At 72.5% G+C, this 17,845-nt stretch carries 14 protein-coding genes; 5 read left to right on the top strand and 9 right to left on the bottom strand.

The genetic code is table 11. The annotated features are described in order from the left end of the window. Positions 1-26 precede the first annotated feature (26 nt). Positions 27-815: a hypothetical protein gene (locus ACFVSL_RS05335; protein ID WP_386939124.1), complete on the bottom strand. Its 789-nt coding sequence runs from the start codon at positions 813-815 to the stop codon at positions 27-29. 115 nt (positions 816-930) lie between these two features. Next, positions 931-1,671 carry a DUF4097 domain-containing protein gene (locus ACFVSL_RS05330; protein WP_386939123.1) on the bottom strand — a complete coding sequence of 247 codons (741 nt, stop codon included), beginning with the start codon at positions 1,669-1,671 and terminating at the stop codon, positions 931-933. 134 nt (positions 1,672-1,805) lie between these two features. On the opposite strand from ACFVSL_RS05330, the gene ACFVSL_RS05325 reads away from it, so the two are divergent. Together ACFVSL_RS05325 and ACFVSL_RS05320 are read left to right on the top strand one after the other, a co-directional pair. After that, positions 1,806-3,326, top strand: coding sequence for a peptide MFS transporter (locus tag ACFVSL_RS05325; RefSeq protein ID WP_386939122.1), 1,521 nt, complete (start codon positions 1,806-1,808; stop codon positions 3,324-3,326). A 46-nt stretch (positions 3,327-3,372) separates the two neighbouring features. After that, entirely contained in the window at positions 3,373-4,176 is an 804-nt protein-coding gene (locus ACFVSL_RS05320; protein WP_386939121.1) for a polyprenol monophosphomannose synthase, read from the top strand. Here the strand turns inward: ACFVSL_RS05320 and ACFVSL_RS05315 are convergent. The 5 genes from ACFVSL_RS05315 to ACFVSL_RS05295 form a co-directional block, all read right to left on the bottom strand. After that, complete coding sequence (locus ACFVSL_RS05315) at positions 4,128-5,369, bottom strand: ROK family protein (RefSeq protein WP_386939120.1); 1,242 nt, start codon at positions 5,367-5,369, stop codon at positions 4,128-4,130. The genes ACFVSL_RS05320 and ACFVSL_RS05315 overlap by 49 nt on opposite strands. Positions 5,370-5,533: 164 nt before the next feature. Further along, positions 5,534-7,108, bottom strand: a complete 1,575-nt coding sequence (locus ACFVSL_RS05310) for a carboxylesterase/lipase family protein (protein WP_386939118.1) — start codon at positions 7,106-7,108, stop codon at positions 5,534-5,536. 9 nt (positions 7,109-7,117) lie between these two features. Then, positions 7,118-8,428, bottom strand: coding sequence for an MFS transporter (locus tag ACFVSL_RS05305; protein ID WP_386939116.1), 1,311 nt, complete (start codon positions 8,426-8,428; stop codon positions 7,118-7,120). Positions 8,429-8,631: 203 nt separating this feature from the next. Beyond that, positions 8,632-9,837, bottom strand: coding sequence for an ROK family protein (locus tag ACFVSL_RS05300; protein WP_386939115.1), 1,206 nt, complete (start codon positions 9,835-9,837; stop codon positions 8,632-8,634). After that, on the bottom strand, positions 9,834-10,430 hold the full coding sequence (locus ACFVSL_RS05295) for a TetR/AcrR family transcriptional regulator (protein WP_386939113.1): 597 nt from the start codon (positions 10,428-10,430) through the stop codon (positions 9,834-9,836). Before ACFVSL_RS05295 ends, ACFVSL_RS05300 begins: the two co-directional genes overlap by 4 nt. A 95-nt stretch (positions 10,431-10,525) precedes the next feature. Between ACFVSL_RS05295 and ACFVSL_RS05290 the strand changes: the two genes are divergently transcribed. From ACFVSL_RS05290 to ACFVSL_RS05280, 3 genes are read left to right on the top strand one after another with little or no spacing between them, the layout of a single operon-like run. Beyond that, on the top strand, positions 10,526-11,842 hold the full coding sequence (locus tag ACFVSL_RS05290; protein WP_386939111.1) for an MFS transporter: 1,317 nt from the start codon (positions 10,526-10,528) through the stop codon (positions 11,840-11,842). Beyond that, on the top strand, positions 11,842-12,627 hold the full coding sequence (locus ACFVSL_RS05285) for a phosphatase PAP2 family protein (RefSeq protein WP_386939110.1): 786 nt from the start codon (positions 11,842-11,844) through the stop codon (positions 12,625-12,627). The genes ACFVSL_RS05290 and ACFVSL_RS05285 overlap by 1 nt, the downstream gene beginning before the upstream one ends. Beyond that, positions 12,624-14,942: a glycoside hydrolase family 3 C-terminal domain-containing protein gene (locus ACFVSL_RS05280; RefSeq protein ID WP_386939108.1), complete on the top strand. Its 2,319-nt coding sequence runs from the start codon at positions 12,624-12,626 to the stop codon at positions 14,940-14,942. Before ACFVSL_RS05285 ends, ACFVSL_RS05280 begins: the two co-directional genes overlap by 4 nt. Before the next feature lie 432 nt (positions 14,943-15,374). Here the strand turns inward: ACFVSL_RS05280 and ACFVSL_RS05275 are convergent, their stop codons facing one another. Then, the gene (locus ACFVSL_RS05275) at positions 15,375-17,189 is read right to left on the bottom strand and encodes a SulP family inorganic anion transporter (RefSeq protein WP_386939106.1); all 1,815 of its coding nucleotides are present in this window, start codon (positions 17,187-17,189) and stop codon (positions 15,375-15,377) included. Positions 17,190-17,226: 37 nt separating this feature from the next. Then, positions 17,227-17,793 (bottom strand): TetR/AcrR family transcriptional regulator, encoded by a 567-nt coding sequence (locus tag ACFVSL_RS05270; RefSeq protein WP_386939105.1) that lies wholly within the window; start codon positions 17,791-17,793, stop codon positions 17,227-17,229. Positions 17,794-17,845: the final 52 nt, after the last annotated feature.

The following is a 17,845-nucleotide window of genomic DNA, read 5'->3' as shown; positions in this document are numbered from 1 at the left end:
TTTCGGACACCGTCGCCCCGCTCGGGTCACCCGGCGGCCGGTTCCGCGGCCGCGCTGAGCCCGGCGGTGCCGTCGGGATGCAGGCTGGCGGTGACCTCAGAGCCCTGCTCGCCGAAGCCGAAGCTGACGATGATGCCCGGCGGCGGCAGGATCCCGCCGTCGGTGCAGGCGCTGCCTCCGCCGATGTCCGGCACGACGACGACGATGCACATGTCGATGCCCGTGTCCGTCTTGGCGGCGTAGAGTTGCGCGCCGTCGGATCGGATGAGGAGCAGCCGCGCGCTCGTCGGATCGAGGTCGCTTCCCATGAGCATGTCGTCGGGCAGTGCGTCGGACGGCCGCTGCTCGCGAGCGAACACCTCGTAGACGGGTGTGAGCTCCACGGGGGTTCCCGGTCCGGTGAGCGCGGACGGATCGATGGCCGAGTCCGCCTGTGCGTCGTCGCCGAGCGCTCCAGCCGATGCCGGGACTTCCGGGGCAGCGGTGAGCGCCGAGACGCCGATGCCGACCACGATGCCGATCACGAGCGCCGCGACGCCGGCGCCGATCGCCCAGCGCACCGCCGTCGTCGCGGCGGCTCGGCGATCCGGGCCGTCGGCGTCACCGGGCTGACTCGCGGGGCCGGGGTCGTGGGGTGCGGCATCGCCCGGTGGCACTGCCGCAGTCACGGCGCTCACGCCGCTCGCGCTCGCCGCGGCATCCGTCAGTTCCTGCAGCTCCGCCTCGGCCGCCGCACGCTCGTCGGGCGCGGCATCCGCCCCGTAGACGATGCGCTGCAGACGTCGCCGTCGATCCTCGTGCTCTGTGCCGTCCACTCGCCCTCCCGGCCGGGCCGGCCTCGGCCGGGTCAGCTCAGGATGCCGCAGACCGGACGCCGGGGCAAGGGCGAGCCGAGGGCTCAGCGCCTGAGCCGCCCGGCGCCCGAGCCGCTCAGCGGCCGGTGACGGTGATCGACCCGTTCGACGTCGAGAGGTCGAGCAGGAACTCCCCGTCGGCGATGTCGTCGATGTCGACGTCGACCGAGCCGTTCGAGGTGTCGGTCTCGACCCGGTAGCTCACTCCATCGGTCGGGACGGCGAGGTCGATGGCGCCGTTCGAGGTGTGGGCCTCGACCTCCTGCGGCGTCTCCAGCCGGAGCTCGATCGCGCCGTTCGAGGTCGACGCGCGCACGCCGTCGCCGGCCAGCCCGCGGCCCTCGATGCGTCCGTTGCTCGTCTTCGCCTCGACCCCGCCGGTGACGTCCTCGAGCTCGATCCGCCCGTTGCTCGTCTCGACCTCGACCTCGTTCACCCCGGTGAGGGTGATCGCCCCGTTCGACGTCGCGCCGGCGACGTCGAGACCGACGGGCACCTCGACCGTGTAGTCGACCGAGCAGTTGTTGCCGCAGCCGCCGAGCACGAGCACGTCGCCGCGCACCTCGGCGGTCTCGCCGATCTCGCGGTCGCCGCGGTACGACACGGTGCGCGACACCTCGATCGTCGTGGCGCCCTCGACGCCCTCGATCGTCACGCGGCCCTCGGGGTGGTCGATCTCGATCGACCGCACCGGGCCGTCGAGGGTGGCGTCGTCGCTGAACCGTTCGAGCGGGGCGAGCCAGGCGCATCCGCTCATCGCCGTCGCGGGCGCCGCGGCGACCGCGACGATCGCGATCGTCCGGCCCGTGCGCGTCATCCGAGTCATGGTGTTTCCCCCTTGCGATCGGGCACTTCCGTGCCCGAGATCGATGCTAGCCAGCCGTGCCGTCGTGCGAACGGGGGCTCACCCCCCGATCCGGCCGGGGGATGGCGGGGGAGTAGGGTGTGCGCATGGGCAGCGTGACCGAACCTGCCCCGGGGGAGTCCGGGCCGCCTGAGCCCGCGGACGGCAGCACGCCGGTCGAGCGCGACACCCGGGGCGACCGGGGCTTCTTCGGACAGCCCCGATCACTCGCGAACATCTTCGGGGTGGAGATGTGGGAGCGTTTCAGCTTCTACGGCATGCAGGGCATCCTGCTGATCTACCTCTACTACTCGGCCGCCGACGGCGGACTCGGCATGGACCAGACCGCCGCGGCCGGCATCGTCGGGGCGTACGGCGGCGGGGTCTACCTCTCGACGATCCTCGGGGCGTGGCTCGCCGATCGGCTGCTCGGCAGCGAGCGGGTGCTCTTCTCCAGTGCGATCGTCATCATGGCCGGGCACATCGCGCTCGCCCTGCTTCCCGGGTTCGTCGGCGTCGGGGTCGGGCTCGTGCTCGTCGCCTTCGGCTCGGGCGGCCTCAAGGCGAACGCGACGAGCGTCGTCGGCACCCTCTACTCCGAGCACGACCCGCGCCGAGACGCCGGCTTCTCGATCTTCTACCTCGGCATCAACCTCGGCGCCTTCCTCGGGCCGATCCTCACCGGGCTCCTCGCCTCGACGCTCGGGTTCCACTGGGGCTTCGGGCTCGCGGCCGTCGGAATGGCGATCGGGCTCGTCCAGTACTCCTTCGGGCGCAAGCGGCTGCCGGCCGTCGCGTCGACCGTGCCGAACCCGCTTCCCCGCGATCGCATCGGCCTCGTGATCGCGATCGCGGCGGCCGCGGTCGTCGCCGTCGCCGTGCTCGTGCTCACCGGCGCGATCACCGCGACGAACCTCGTGACCTGGGTGATCATGGGCACGATCGCCGCGGCGATCGCCTACTTCGCGGTGATCCTCGTGAGCCGTCGCATCGAGGTCGTCGAACGTCGCCGCGTGCTCGGGTTCATCCCGCTCTTCATCGCCAGCGTCGCCTTCTGGTCGCTGTACCAGCAGCAGTTCACGGTGCTCACGATCTACTCGGACGAACAGCTCAACCGCGACCTCTTCGGCTGGGAGATGCCGGTCTCGTGGGTGCAGTCGATCAACCCGATCTTCATCATCATCCTGTCGGGCGTCTTCGCCGCCATCTGGACGAAGCTCGGCGACCGGCAGCCGTCGACGCCGATCAAGTTCGCGCTCGGCACTGCGATCATGGGCGTCGCGTTCCTGCTGTTCATCCCGTTCGCGGGCGGTGCGGCGAACTCGACGCCGCTGCTCGCGATCATCGGCATCCTGTTCGTGTTCACCGTCGCCGAGCTGCTGCTCTCGCCGGTCGGCCTGTCGGTCACGACGAAGCTCGCGCCCAAGGTGTTCCACACCCAGATGGTCGCGCTCTTCTTCCTCTCGGTGGCGCTCGGCACCGCGATCTCGGGCCGGCTCGCCGAGTTCTACTCGAGCCAGAACGAGGTCGTCTACTTCGGGGTGCTCGGCGGCATCGCGATCGTGCTCGGCCTCGCGCTCGCCGTCGGCAGCCGCGGCGTGCTGAAGCTCATGTCCGGAGTGCGCTGACCCGCTGCGCACGCCGCGACCTGCGTGAGCGGTTACGATTCGAGGGATGTCCCGACCGCTCGTGGTGATCCCCACGTACAACGAACGTGAGAACCTCGCCACCATCGTGGGCCGGGTGCGCACGGCGGTTCCGGATGCCTCGGTGCTCGTCGTCGACGACGCCTCGCCCGACGGCACCGGGGTGCTCGCCGACGAGCTCGCGGCGGCCGACGGCGCCGTGAACGTGCTGCACCGCGCGGGGAAGGAGGGGCTGGGTGCGGCGTACCTGGCGGCGTTCGACTGGGCGCTCGGCCACGGGTACGACCCGATCGTGCAGATGGACGCCGACGGCTCGCACCTGCCCGAGCAGCTCCCCTCGATGCTCGCCGCGCTCGCCGGGGTCGACCCTGCGGGCGAGCCCGTCGACCTCGTGATCGGCTCGCGCTGGGTCGCGGGCGGATCGATCGAGAACTGGCCGAGGCGTCGGCAGCTGCTGTCGCGCGGCGGCAGCGCGTACGCCCGGTGGGTGCTGCGGCTCCCGACGCGCGACGCGACCGCGGGGTACCGCGCGTTCCGGGCCGCCGGCCTCCGGCGGATCGGGCTCGAGGACGTGCACACCCGCGGCTACGGGTTCCAGGTCGACATGCTGTGGCACGCCCGCGACGCGGGGCTCACGATCACCGAGGTGCCGGTCACCTTCGTCGAGCGCGAGCGCGGCCGCTCGAAGATGAGCCTCGGCATCGTCGTCGAGGCGATGCTGCGCGTCACCGGGTGGGGCATCGCGAGCCGCTTCCGGCGCACCGGCCGCGCGGGGCGGGGCGCTCAGCCGGCGAGCAGCGACGGTTCGGCGACGAGGCGCTCGCGCGCCTGACGCCGCGCGCCGGCGAACACCGCCCCCGGACCGAGACGGGCGGGCGCGAGCGTCGGGATCGCCTCGAGCGCACCTCCGCCGATCGTCGGCCGGTTCGCGCGGAACGCCGCGTCGACGTCGCCGAGGAGGACGCCCCAGTAGCCGCCGACGATGACGGCGGACGGGTCGAGGGTGGGCACGACGAGCTGGAGCGCCCGGCCGATCCAGTGGGCGGCGTCGAGCCACGACCAGCGAGCCCGGTCCTCGGCGGCCGCCACCCGTTCGACGAGCTCGACGAGGGCCGCGGCGCGGCCCTGCGCGGCGGCGAAGTCGGTGAGGCCCGCGCGCTCGAGCACGAGCTCGGGGGCCGCGACCGTGGCGAGGCAGCCCTGCTGGCCGCAGGTGCAGCGCGCACCGCCCGGCACGACCGGGAGGTGCGCGAAGGTGCTGGCGAGGCCGTGGGCTCCCGTCAGCGGTCGCCCGCCCGAGATCGCCGCGGCCGTCACCGCGTCGTCGCCGGCGATGTAGAGCATCTCGTCGATGCCGGGGAGCTCGGCGTGCTCGGCGAGGGCTGCGGCCATCGCCGCCGGCTGCAGCGTGATCGGCAGTGACAGCCCGGGCTCGAGTTCGGCGACGGCGGGAGCGAGGCTCCGCAGGGCCGCGAGCACGTCGACGGGTTCGCTGCCGATGCGGGCGTCGGTGATGACCACGGCGGGTCGCCCGACGACGGCGCCGTCGACGAGCACGGTGAGGTCGGCGACGCGCTGGGCCCCGCGCTGCGCCCTCGCGACGGCGCGGGTCAGGACGATCGCGAGGGCCTCGAGCGGGTCGGCGGGGCCGCGGTCGTCATCGACCAGCGGTTCGACGAACCGGGCGAGCTCGTGGCCGCCGAGCGCGGCGACGGTGGCGATCGCCTCGTCGGGAGCGAGCATCGCGGTGACGAGCACCCGGTCGGCCGCCGCGAGGGCGAGCGGCGCAGCGCGGCCGTCGCCGGAGGCCGCGGTGTCGCCGGGGCGCAGCACGCCGGCGTCGAGCAGGCGCGAGGTGAGCCCCGCGATGGTGCCGCGCCCCAGCCCCGTCGCCGAGGCGAGCTCGGAGCGGGTGGCCGGCCCGTGCACGACGAGGTGGTCGAGCAGCCGGGCCGACTGCGCCCGGTGGACCTCGTCGAGCGGTCCGGTGGTGGTGGGTACGGGTGGTTCGCCGGCCGCGGTCATGTCGCAAGCATGCTCGGCCCGCGCCGCGCGGTCACGTACCCCGTTCGGGGGTGATTCCGAACCCCGGCATACCGGCTCGCGCAGGAGAATGGGCCCCATCCTCCGCTGTGAGCGGGGGAGAGGGCCCATTCTCCTGCAGAAGCAGCAGCGCGAGCGGTGTCGGGTCAGAGCAGTGGGCGCACGCTCGCGTAGCCGTCGTCGACCACGGTCGACGGGGTGTCGTACACGCGGGTGGCGCGCGAGGCATCCGACCAGCGCGGCCAGGCCCCGCCGGGGTCGCCGTTCACGATGAACGCGACCGCGGCGGCGTGCAGCTCGTCGGCGAGCGCCTGCGGCGGGTTCGGGCCGGCGAGCGGCACCATGGCGGGGCCGTCGAGGCAGTCGAAGAAGAACGGCACGTCGAGGCAGTGCTCGGCGAAGCCGAAGGTGCCGGACGGCCACGAGAAGCGGTAGAGCCAGGTGCCGGCCGAGCCGGCCGCCGCCCGTGCCGCCACGGCGCGCAGCATCGGCGCCTTGAACATGCGATCGGTGACGAGGCGGCCGAGCAGCCGGGCGTTGCCGAGCTTCGCGACCTCGCGGTTGGCGGCGAGGTACTCGCGCGCGACGGGCTTCGCGAGCCCCGACTTCTTCAGCAGCATCGACTTCGGCACGAAGCGCAGCAGCTTCGGCGCGTCGAGCAGGGCCATGGCGAACTCGTCGTCGGTCGCGCCGAGCACGAGCGGCTTGTCGGCACCGACGCCCGCGGCGAGCGAGTCGGCGGTCGAGCGGACGAGCAGCTCGCCGTCGATCGTCGGGCCGAGCTGCAGCCCGAGCTCGAGCAGGTCGTTCATCGCGTCGGGGCCCTCGAGCGCGGTCGCCGCCTTCTGCACCTCGAGCAGGCGCTCCTCGTCGACCGAGCGGAATCCCGTGAGGTCGGGTTCGACGCCGAGCTGCCCGGCGACCGTGCGGCCGAGCGCCTCGGCGCGCTCGGGGGTGACGTCGGCCGTCGCCCCCGAGATCGCGTAGACGCCGTGGAAGAGGTGCTGCGCCGCCTCCATGCCGAGCAGCGTGAGCACCGCGCCGCCACCGGCCGACTGCCCCGCGATCGTCACGCGCGACGGGTCGCCGCCGAAGGCGGCGATGTTCTGCTGCACCCACTCGAGGGCGAGCAGCCAGTCGCGGACGCCGCGGTTCGAGGGGGCGCCGTCGATCCAGCCGAAGCCGTCGAAGCCGAGCCGGTACGAGATGGTCACGGTCACGACGCCGTCGCGGTTGAAGTTGCGGCCGTCGTACCAGGGGCTCGCGGGCGAGCCGGCGAAGTAGCCGCCGCCGTGGATCCACACGAGCACCGGGAGCCCGGTCGCACCGTCGGCGGGTCGCGTCGGTGAGGGCGTGAACACGTTCACGTTGAGGGTCGAGTCGCCGGGCACGCTCGGCTCGGGGATGAGCGTGACGCCGGGGTCGCCGCGCTGCGCGGTCGGCGCGAACTCGAGGGCGTCGCGCACCCCCTCCCACGGGGCCTTCGGCACGGGCGCCGCGAAGCGGCGCTCGCCGGTCGGCGCCTCGGCGAACGGGATGCCGAGGAAGGCGGCCGACCGCTCGGCGCCGGCTCCGCCCGTGGCGTCGCCGGCCGGGCGGACGGTCGGGCGCCACTGGCCGCGGACGCGGCCGGCGAGCGTGTCGACCTCGACGAACGGGGTCGGCGCCGAGGCATCCGGCTCGATGCCCGCCGAGGGCTGCGGGAGGGGGGTGTGCGACATGTGGTGCTCCTAACGCACGCTCTTGATCGGTGCCACGGCGATCGCCGCGATGACGACGAAGATCATGGCGAAGACGAACAGCATCGGGTAGCCGCCGAGGCTGCTGATGATGATGCCGGCGACGGCCGCGCTCATGGCCTGGGGGATGTTGGTGGCGATGTTCAGGATGCCGAGGTCCTTTCCGGCGTCCTTGCCGCCGCCGGGCAGCACCTCGGTCATGAGGGCCGTGTCGACCGACATGTAGAAGCCGAACCCGAAGCCGATGATCACGTTCATGATCAGCATGCCGGTCATGTTCGGCATGATCAACGGGAACGCGAGGCTCGCGACCATGATCGCCGACGAGGCGTAGATGAACACCTTGCGGCGGCCGATCCTGTCGCTCCACCAGCCCGAGACCGCGACGGCGACGAGGGTCGGCACGAGGCCCGCCGCTGCGAGCAGCGCCTGGGCGCCGGCCGCCTCGGCGAGCGACATGCCGATGTAGTCGGTGAGGATGTAGAGCCCGTACGCCGAGACGACGAAGTAGCCGAGCATGAAGAGGAACCGCGCGGTGAACGCCCACGCGAAGTCGGGGTGGCGCTTCGGGTTCACCCAGAAGCCCGCGAAGAACGCCTTCCAGCTCCACGGGGCGACCGCCGCCTCCTTCGAGGACCAGTCGCGGTCGACGATCACGTAGGCGACGGTGACCACGATGACGATGACGCCGAACACCGCGTAGCCGATGCCGAAGTTGGTGCCGAACTGCCCGGCGAGCATGATGCCGAGCGTCGCGCCGATCTGCATGCCGAGCCCGAACATCGCGCTCGCGACGCCGCGCTTGTCGCGCGGGAACCGGTCGGGCGTGATGGCCGACAACGGGCCCTGCAGGGCGTTGAGCGACACCTGGATGAGCACCCAGAAGATCGCGAGCCAGAGGATCGAGTCGAGGAAGCCCATGCCGATCAGGAGCACGCCGCCGATGAGGGCGCCGCCGACCATCCACGGCGCGCGACGGCCGAAGCGCGAGCGGGTGCGGTCGCTGATCGCGCCGACGATCGGCTGTGCGAAGAGGGTGAACACGAACGAGATCGTCATGATGATGCCGAGGTTCGCGATCTTGTTCTCCTCGTCGATCACGGCGACCTGCATCGGCAGGAGGATCGCGATGAGGCCCGCGTAGCTGGCGAAGAGGGCGAAGGCGACAAGCAGGATGCCGGGCAGGGTGCGCTTCGTCGGGGGAGGGCTCGCGGGCGGTTCGCCCGGCACGGGTTCGGTCGCGGAGATCACGCCGGTCGGCGCGACGTCGATGGCGGGGTCGCTGGGGGGCTGGACGGACAATCTGGGCTCCTCTTCGTCGAGACGGCCGGGTCGGGTGCGGTGCGTCAGTCAATACCGAGTGGCATTCGGGATAAGTGTGACGCGAGGAGTCGTAAAGTTCAAGTCATGAACTAAATGCAGCCGGCGGTGCGGCGGTGCGCCGGCGGCGCCCGGCGCGGCGGTGCGGCCGCGGGCGGCCGGCGCTCAGCCGCGGGGCGGTGCGCTCAGCCGCGGGCGATGGCCGCCGGATCGGCGAGCAGCCGTGCGACGGCGGCCCGCTCGGCGCCGACCAGCGCGGCGTCGCGGCCCAGGCGGCTGGCGATGATCCGCGGGGCCTCGAGGAAGGTGCCCCCGATGCCGGGCTGGATCGCCGCGAGTCGTGCGCCGAGGTCGTCGGCGAGGTCGGCGAGGTAGCCGCCCACCACGATGAGCGACGGATCGACGGTGAGCGAGACGATCTGGAGGGTGCGGGCCAGTTCGGCCGCGCCCGCCCCCCATGCCGTCGTCGCGCGCGGCTCGCCGTCGGCGATGCGCCGCACGAACTCGTCGAGCGCCGCCGTCAGGCCCGCCTCGCGTGCGAGCTCCGAGAGTCCGGCGCGTTCGAGCAGCACGTCGGGGCCGGCGACGGTGACGAGGCATCCGCGCTGGCCGCACTCGCAGGGCGCGCCCTCGGGCACGACCGGGAGGTGCCCGAGCGCACCCGCGAGGTGGTGGAGTCCGTCGAGCGGTGCGCCGTCGACGACGATCGCACCGCCGATGCCCGAGTCGCTCTTGAGGTAGACGAGCTCGGGAGGGCGCCCCGCCGCGGCGTGCTCGGCGATCGCGGCGACGGCGGTGTCGGCGACGAGGTGCAGGTGCCCGGCGTCGCCGAGCCCCGCGAGGCGGGGGGAGCGATCGCGCAGCATCGCGATGAGGTCGACGGTGCCCCAGCCGAGGTCGGTGTCGGCGATGACGACGGGGGGTTCGCCGCCGACCGGTGCCCAGACCACGACCGTGGCCTCGGCGATCACGCGGTCGCCGAGGGTCTCGAGCAGCGCGTCGAAGGCCTCGACGGCGACGTCGAGCACCCGCTCGGGCGCGCCCATCGGCCGGCCGTGCCGGCGGTCGACGCGGGCGAGGCGCAGCCCGCCGAGGGTCGAGGCGACGGCGCTCGCGTGGTCGGCGTCGATGAGCAGGGTGACGATCGCCAGGTGGTCGCCCGAGAGCTCGAGCAGGGTTCGCGGACGGCCCTTCCCGACCGCCGCGACGAGCTCGGTCTCGCGCACGAGCCCGTCGCCCTCGAGCTGACGCACGAGCGCCGTCACCGAGCCGCGGGCGAGCCCCGTGGCATCCGCCAGGTCGCTGCGGGAGGCCGGGCCGGCCTCGGCGAGCCGGGTCGCGACGAGCGCGAGGTTGTGCCGGCGGACGTCGGCGCTCGCGAGCGAGCTCATGTCGTGGTCGGCCGGCTGAGGATGCCGATGAAGTCCTCGATGTGGGCCGCCATGTCGATCGACGGGTCCATGAGCCACTGGGTCTGCAGGCCGTCGGCGAGGGCCAGCAGCATCGTCGCCACCCGGTCGGGGTCGAGGTCGGCGGGGAGCCCGCCCTCGCGCTGGCTCTCGCGGATGCCCTCGGCGGCCAGCTCGCGGAACGCCTTGAAGCGCTCGTCGAAGAACGGGCGGGCGGCGTGCCCGGGCTCGGTCGCCTCGGTCGAGAGGCGCGCGTAGAGCTGCACGAGCCCGGGCACGTCGACGTTGTGGCGGATCACCTGCACGAAGCCGTCGAGCATGCTCAGCTCGTGGTCGGCGTCGGCCGCGGCGATCGTCTCGCGGTCGACCTCGTCGCGCTTGCGGAGGATCTCGGCGAACAGCTCCTCCTTCGAGGAGAAGTAGTGCAGCAGGCCCGCCTGGCTGAGGCCGACGGCGTCGGCGAGCTCGCGCACCGAGGCGCGACCGTAGCCGTTGCGCGCGATCACCTCGAGCGCCGCGGTGAGGATCTCCTCCCGCTTGGCGATGCCCTTCGCGTACGAACCCCGTCGTGCCATACCTGCATGCTAGTCGCTTGCCAACTAAAACCGAGTGACGTATGGTTTTCGAACTCGGTCTCATCGGCGAGGCCGCTCGAGAAGGATTCCCCCAGATGACAACGGCGTCCACCCCAGAACCCGCCACCGACCAGCGCCTCGACGAGCCCGACGACGCGCTCGCCTTCTTCGAGGACGCCGCGGGCAACGAAGACCCGCCCGCCCCGATCACCGGCGTCCGGCGACTCCTCGGCTGGATCATCCCGGCGAACCTCGGCATCTTCATGATCTGGGGCGCCGTGCCGGGCATCCTGCTGCCGGCCCAGATCACGTCGCAGTTCGGCGAGGCCGACAAGGTCACGAACCTCCTGATCGTGACCACCATCGGCTCGTTCTTCTCGATGCTCGCGCAGCCGATCGCCGGCCAGATCTCCGACCGGACCCGCTCGCGCTTCGGCCGCCGCGCGCCGTGGATCTTCATCGGCTCGCTCGCGGGCGGCCTCGCGCTCGTCGGCCTCGCGTTCGCGGACTCCCTCGTCGGCGTCGTGATCGCCTGGACCCTCGTGCAGATCACCTACAACTTCGCGCAGGGCCCGCTCAGCGCGATCATGCCCGACCGCGTGCCGCTCAACCGTCGCGGCACCTTCGCCGCGCTCTCCGGCATCGGCCTGATGGTCGGCGCACTCGGCGGCCAGATCGTCGGCTCGCTGTTCCTCGGCTCGATCGCCGCGGGCTACGTGACGTTCGCGGTGTTCTCGCTCGTCATCCTGACGCTCTTCATCGTGTTCAACCCCGACCACCCCTCGAACGACCTCGAGCCCGAGCCGTTCAAGCTCGCCGACTTCCTGCGCACCTTCTGGGTGAACCCGGTCAGGCACCCCGACTTCTTCTGGGCGTTCACCGGCCGACTGCTGCTCTACACCGGCTACTTCGCGGTGACCGGGTACCAGTTCTTCCTGCTCACCGACTACTTCGGCATCGAGAACCCGGGCGAGGTCATCCCGGTGCTCGGCCTCGTCAGCCTCGCCGGCATCCTCGTCGCGACGGTCGCCTCCGGTCCGCTCTCCGACCGGTTCGGGCGTCGCAAGCCGTTCGTCTTCGCCTCCTCGCTCGTCACCGGGCTCGCGCTCGTCGTGCCGTGGGTCTGGCCCGACCTCACCGCGTGGATGATCATGACCTTCATCGCGGGTCTCGGCTTCGGCATGTTCCAGGCCGTCGACACCGCCCTCATGAGCGAGGTGCTGCCCTCGGCGAAGTCGTTCGCGAAGGACCTCGGCGTCGTGAACATCGCGGCGACCCTGCCGCAGACCCTGGCTCCGGCCGTCGCCGGCGCGATCGTGCTGACGTTCGGCTACGCCGGGCTGTTCCCGGTGGGCATCGTCCTCTCGGTGCTCGGCGCCTTCGCGGTCTGGCCGATCAAGGCGGTGAAGTGATGGCGGATGCCACGGGCACGACCTCGGCGTCGACGCGGGCGCCGCACGGGGCCGATGCCGGCGAGGCATCCGCTCGGCCGAAGCGGCCGCGCGCGCTGCTCGTCGTCGGCCTCGCGGGGCTCGCCCTCTTCGTCGCCTTCGCGTTCGCCGTCGTGCAGAACGTCGATGCGCCGTTCACCCAGCCGTTCGACGACGCCTGGCGCGTGCTCGTCGGCCTCGCACCGGGCACCGGGGGCGAGGCGTGGGCGCTGCCGATGTTCTTCCAGTACCTCGGCGAGATCCCGGGTGCGGTGCTCACGATCCTCCTCATCCCGATCTGGCTGTTCGTGATCCGTCGCTGGCGCTCGGCGCTGTTCCTCCTCGCCGCGGAGTTCGGCGGCACCCTGCTCGTCTCCCAGCTCGTGAAGAACCTCGTCGACCGGCCGCGCCCGGCCGACGACCTCGCCGCCGGCCTGTACGGCCCGCTCTTCTCGGTCGACCACGGTTCCTTCCCCTCGGGGCACGCCGTGAGCGCGGGCATCCTGCTCGTCGCGGTGGCGGCGATCCTGCCGGCGGCGAAGCGCCGCTGGTGGTGGATCGCGGGCGCGCTCATCGCGGTCGGCATGATCTGGCAGCGCACGCTCATCAACGCGCACTGGTTCTCCGACGCCGTCGTCGGCGTCGTCGGGGGTGCGAGCGCGACCCTCATCATCTGGTGGCTCTTCGCGAACCTGCTCGCGAAGGACTACGGCAGACCACTCTTCCGGCGCAGCACCGTCGCGCCGGCGAACGAAGGAGCATCATGACCGACACCCTCGAACCGACCACAGTCGACGACGCCGCGGGCTTCGCCGCGCGCGACGCCGCCGAGATCGTCGCCGAGCTCACCCTGGAGGAGAAGGCGTCGCTCACGAGCGGCGCGAGCTTCTGGACGACGAAGGCCGTCGAGCGGGCCGGCGTGCCTTCGATCGTGCTCACCGACGGGCCGCACGGCGTGCGTCTCCAGCGCGGCAGCGCCGACCACCTCGGCATCGGCGACAGCGTGCCGGCGACGTGCTTCCCGCCCGCGGTGGCGCTCGGCTCGACCTTCGACCCCGAGCTGCTCGAGCGCGTCGGACGCGCCCTCGGCGAGGAGGCGCGCGCCGAGGGCGTCGGCGTGCTGCTCGGCCCGGGCATCAACATCAAGCGCTCGCCGCTCTGCGGCCGCAACTTCGAGTACCTCTCGGAGGACCCGCTCGTCTCGGGCGTGCTCGGCTCGGCCCTCGTCACCGGACTGCAGTCGCAGGGCGTCGGCGCGTCGCTCAAGCACTTCGCCGCCAACAACCAGGAGCACGACCGCATGCGCGCGTCGAGCGACGTCGACCCGCGGCCGCTGCGCGAGATCTACCTGCGCGGCTTCCAGCGCGTGGTCGAGGACGCCCAGCCGTGGACGGTCATGTGCTCGTACAACCGCATCAACGGCGTCTACGCGAGCGAGGACCCCTGGCTGCTCACGAGCGTGCTGCGCGACGAGTGGGGCTTCGAGGGCCTCGTCGTCAGCGACTGGGGCGCCGTGAACGACCGCGTCGCGGGTCTGCCCGCAGGCCTCGACCTCGAGATGCCCGCCTCCGACGGCCGCACCGACGCCCAGCTCGTCGCCGCCGTGCGCGACGGCCGCCTCGCCGAGTCGGCGCTCGACCTCGCGGCGACGCGCGCCGTCGAGCTCGCGCAGAAGGCCGTCGCGGGTGCCGACGCCGACGCCGCGTACGACGTCGACGCGCACCACGCCCTCGCCCGCGAGGCCGCCGCCCGCGGCGCCGTGCTGCTGCGCAACGAGGGCGGGCTGCTGCCGCTCGACGCGTCGAAGTCGGTCGCCGTGATCGGCGCCTTCGCCGAGACCCCTCGCTACCAGGGGGCGGGCTCGTCGCTCATCAACCCGACCCGTCTCGACACCGCGCTCGGCGCGATCACCGAGGCCGCGGGCGAGGCGAACGTCGCGTACGCGGCGGGCTTCACGATCGACGGGGATGCCGCGGCCGACGCCGCGCTCGCCGCCGACGCCGTCGCGCTCGCCGCGACGAAGGACGTCGCCGTGCTGTTCCTCGGCCTGCCGGCCGCCGCCGAGTCGGAGGGCTTCGACCGCGAGCACCTGCAGCTGCCCGCGAGCCAGCTCGCGCTCGTCGAGGCCGTGCGAGCCGCCAACCCGAACACGGTCGTCGTGCTCGCGAACGGCGGTGTCGTCGAGCTGCCGTTCGCGGGCGACGTGCCCGCGATCCTCGAGGGCTGGCTCGGCGGCCAGGCCGGCGGCAGCGGCATCGCCGACGTGCTCTACGGCGTCGTGAACCCCTCGGGCCGGCTTGCCGAGACCATTCCGCTGCGCCTCGAGGACACCCCCGCGTTCCTCGACTTCCCGGGCGAGTTCGGGCACGTGCGCTACGGCGAGGGCCTCTTCGTCGGCTACCGCTGGTACGACGCCCGCGATGCGGCCGTGCGCTACCCCTTCGGCCACGGCCTCTCGTACACGACGTTCGGGTACTCGGGGCTCTCGGTCGAGCAGGATGCTGCGGGTCTCACCGTGCGCGTGACCGTCGAGAACACGGGCGCGCGCGACGGCCGCGAGGTCGTGCAGGTCTACACCGGCCTCGCCGGGTCGGCCGTGCAGCGCGCCCCGCGCTCGCTCGCCGGATTCGCCTCGGTGGGGCTCGCCGCGGGCGAGTCCCGCGAGGTCGAGGTGCGGGTGCGCCGCGAGGACCTCGCGTACTGGGACGTGCGCGTCGACCGCTGGGTCGTCGAGGGCGGCGAGCTCGCGGTCGAGGTCGGGGCGTCCAGCCGGGACATCCGCCTCACCGGCGGCGTCGCGATCGACGGCGACGATGTGCGCCTGCCGCTCTCGATGGAGTCGTCGATCGCCGACGTCATGGCTGACCCGATCGCCGGCCCGGCGGCCGCGGCGGCGCTCGCCTCGCTGGCGGGCGGCATGGCCGACACCGACGTGTTCACCGACGAGGGGATGGCCAAGATGATGGCGTCGTTCCCGATCGGGCGGCTCGTCGGGTTCCCGGGCATCCCGGTGTCGTACGAGCAGATCGAGCAGCTCATCGCCGCGGCGAACGCGGGCACGGCGCAGGCCTCTCAGGCCTGACTCATCGGCTTCTGCAGGAGAGTTGCCCTGACACCCGCTCACAGCGGGGGATGAGGACGAATCTCCTGCAGAAGCCCGGGAACCGGAGGGATCGGGGGCGCCACCGAGCCGGGCGGCTCCGCGCGGCGTGCGAGCGCGCGGGGCGGCCCCGGTGCGGGGCATCCGTCGTGCTCGTAGCGTTCAGCGCATGAACGTCGCCGTCGTCGCCGGCGCGATCTCCACCGGCCTCTTCGCCATGAGCTACCTGCCCATGCTGGTGAAGGCCGTGCGCTCGAAGGACCTGTCGTCGTACAGCGTCGGCAACCTCGTCATCACGAATCTCGGCAACGCGCTGTACACCGTCTATGTGCTGAGCATGCCGTTCGGGCCGATCTGGTTCCTGCACGCGTTCTACCTCGTGAGCTCCGCGCTGATGCTCGTCTGGTTCGTGCGCTACCGCGCGTCGTCGGGCTCGGCCCGCGCGCCGCGCTCAGTGAGCGCGCGCGCCGCAGCGAGCCCGGCGTCGATCGAGTCCCCGATTCGCGGTGTGGCGGCGAACAGCCGGTCGCGCCCGATCGCGTCGGCCGCACGCGTCGCGTCGAGCTGGTTCAGCACCCGCTCGCCGAGGCCCACGAGGATGAGCGCGCCGCCCGCGCGCCGCAGGCGCTCGGCGTAGTCGGTGACGACGCGGATGAAGGTCGAACCGAGTTCGTCGGTGCCGCGCATGCGCAGCACCACCACGGCGCCCTCGCAGCGGTCGGGGATCTCGGGCAGCTGCCCGGCGAACACCGGCGCGGCCGCGAAGAACAGGCTGCCGTAGGGCACGAGCACGACGATCTCGCCGGGCGTCAACACCCTCGGCGGAGTCGTCTCGACGGGGTGCGGGCTCGCGCCGTCGTACTCCCAGCGCTTGATCACGACACGATTCGACTGCCTCGCCACGTGCAGCACCACCGCGAGGCCGACCCCCACGAGCACCGCGTACTGCAGCGGCACGATGAGGGTCAGCACGAAGGTGACGGCGACGACGCTCGCCTGGATGGGACCGGTCCGCCACACCATGACGAGATCGCGCGGCTTGAAGGTGCGCACGCCGACGAGGATGAGCAGACCCGCGAGGGCGGGCATCGCCACCTCGGCGATGAGTCCGCCGAGCGTCAGGATGCCGAGGATCATGACGACACCGGCGATCAGGTTGGCGAGGGCGCTCCGGGCGCCGGCTGCGCGGACGATCGACGTCGCCGACATCGAGCCGCCGACCGGCATGCCCTGGAACACCCCGCTCGCCAGGTTCGCGATGCCCTGCCCCCTGAAGTCGGCCGAGGCATCGGGGTAGCGGCCGTCGGGGTTCGGGATCGCACTCGAGATGGCGGCTCCCTGCACGAGTCCGACGAGGGCGAGTGAGACGGCCGGCACCGCGAGCTCGAGGGCGAGTGTCAGATCAGGCAGTACCGGCGACGGCAGCGAACCCGGAACCGCGGTGAGGTCGCCGACGACCGGGGCCTCGCCGAACCACGGCACCAGGGCCAGTGCCGATCCGGCGACGACGGCGACGACCATGGAGAGCGCTCCGAGGGGAGTGCGCTCGAGCAGGAGGATGAGCGCGACCGTGATCGCGCCGATCACGAGGCTCGGCAGGTGCATGGATGACGCATGGAGGAAGGTGTCGATGGTGCGGGCGATGCGGTTCTCGCCCTCGCCCGCGTACCCGGTGAGGTTCGCGAGCTGCCCGAGCACGATGTTCACCGCGACCGCGTTGATGAAGCCCACGAGCACGGCGGTCGGGATGAAGCGAACGAGCGAGCCGAGGCGGGCGAGCCCGAGACCGAGCATGACGACGCCGGCGAGCACGGCGAGCGTGGCGACGGCGGCGCCCTGGTCGGCGGCGCCGGTCACCGTCGGCACATCGGCGATCATGACCGACATCGCTCCCGTCGCCTGCACCGACATGAACACCGAGCCGGTCGACAGCGCCCCGCCGAGCGTGCCGAAGAGATACCCGTAGAGCCCGAAGACGGGATTCACGCCGGCCAGTACACCCGCCGCGAGTCCGTCGGGGATGCTCTCGACGCCGAGCACGATGCCGGCACGGGCGTCGGCGAGGGCGGTGCGGCGTGTTCCGAAGCGCCGGAGATAGCGGCGCAGCGCGGCAGGAGCGGGGCCGGGCGTGCTGCGGGCCGAGGACGACTCCTGGCCGACGGGAGATTCGGGCCCCGCAGGCTCGGCGGCGGGCTCGTCCGATCCGGTCGCCTCCGTGGCCTTCGACATGCGAACCTCCCCCCGCCTCATCGTAGGCGCGCGGGGTTCAGCGCAGCAGCCCGTCGACCAGTGCGTCGATCACCTCGTCGGTCGAGGTCTCGGGGTCGATCGGCGAGGTGAGCCGGTCGAGCAGGAGGCCGTCGATCGCGTAGTGGAAGAGGGCGATCTCGCGGGGGCCGCCCGGCAGGCCGGCCTGGCGGTTGAAGGCGACGTCGCCCGCGAAGCCCGCCTGCTGCCACTCGCGCAGCACTGCGGCGACCTCGGGGCGGCGCGTGCTCTCGAGCCGCAGTTCGAACAGCGCGATCGTGACCTCGCGCTCGTCGCTGAGCCGCCGGACGATGTCGCGGAGGTAGTCGGCGAAGAGCGCCGGGCCGGCGGGCTGCGCCGCCCGGGTGTCCAGGTCTTCAGCGGTGGGGCTGATCCGCTCGCCGATGCGTGCCATGAGCCCGGCGATGAGGGCGTCGCGGCTCGCGAAGTAGTTCGAGGCGGTGCCCACCGGCACCCCGGCCTGACGATCGACGGCGCGGTGGGTGAGGCCGCGCGCTCCCTCGTCGGCGAGCACGGTGATCGCGGCGTCGGCGAGGAGGCGTCGACGTTCGTCGTTGCGGGCCATGCCCTGGAGTCTAGCCCGGGATCACGACAGATGTAGCGGTTGAGTGGATCTA

Source organism: Agromyces sp. NPDC058064 (genome assembly GCF_042885275.1).
Taxonomy (GTDB): domain Bacteria; phylum Actinomycetota; class Actinomycetes; order Actinomycetales; family Microbacteriaceae; genus Agromyces.
Note: the sequence above shows the minus strand (reverse complement) of the source record. Positions and strands in the feature narration are given on the sequence as shown.

Excerpts from the sequence above, each read along its gene's own strand:
- ACFVSL_RS05330 (WP_386939123.1), bottom strand. The coding sequence starts at position 1,671 with ATGACGCGCACGGGCCGGACGATCGCGATCGTCGCGGTCGCCGCGGCG.
- ACFVSL_RS05295 (WP_386939113.1), bottom strand. The coding sequence starts at position 10,430 with ATGGCACGACGGGGTTCGTACGCGAAGGGCATCGCCAAGCGGGAGGAG.
- ACFVSL_RS05270 (WP_386939105.1), bottom strand. The coding sequence starts at position 17,793 with ATGGCCCGCAACGACGAACGTCGACGCCTCCTCGCCGACGCCGCGATC.
- ACFVSL_RS05310 (WP_386939118.1), bottom strand. The coding sequence starts at position 7,108 with ATGTCGCACACCCCCCTCCCGCAGCCCTCGGCGGGCATCGAGCCGGAT.
- ACFVSL_RS05290 (WP_386939111.1), top strand. The coding sequence starts at position 10,526 with ATGACAACGGCGTCCACCCCAGAACCCGCCACCGACCAGCGCCTCGAC.
- ACFVSL_RS05285 (WP_386939110.1), top strand. The coding sequence starts at position 11,842 with ATGGCGGATGCCACGGGCACGACCTCGGCGTCGACGCGGGCGCCGCAC.
- ACFVSL_RS05315 (WP_386939120.1), bottom strand. The coding sequence starts at position 5,369 with ATGACCGCGGCCGGCGAACCACCCGTACCCACCACCACCGGACCGCTC.
- ACFVSL_RS05280 (WP_386939108.1), top strand. The coding sequence starts at position 12,624 with ATGACCGACACCCTCGAACCGACCACAGTCGACGACGCCGCGGGCTTC.
- ACFVSL_RS05325 (WP_386939122.1), top strand. The coding sequence starts at position 1,806 with ATGGGCAGCGTGACCGAACCTGCCCCGGGGGAGTCCGGGCCGCCTGAG.
- ACFVSL_RS05275 (WP_386939106.1), bottom strand. The coding sequence starts at position 17,189 with ATGTCGAAGGCCACGGAGGCGACCGGATCGGACGAGCCCGCCGCCGAG.
- ACFVSL_RS05300 (WP_386939115.1), bottom strand. The coding sequence starts at position 9,837 with ATGAGCTCGCTCGCGAGCGCCGACGTCCGCCGGCACAACCTCGCGCTC.
- ACFVSL_RS05320 (WP_386939121.1), top strand. The coding sequence starts at position 3,373 with ATGTCCCGACCGCTCGTGGTGATCCCCACGTACAACGAACGTGAGAAC.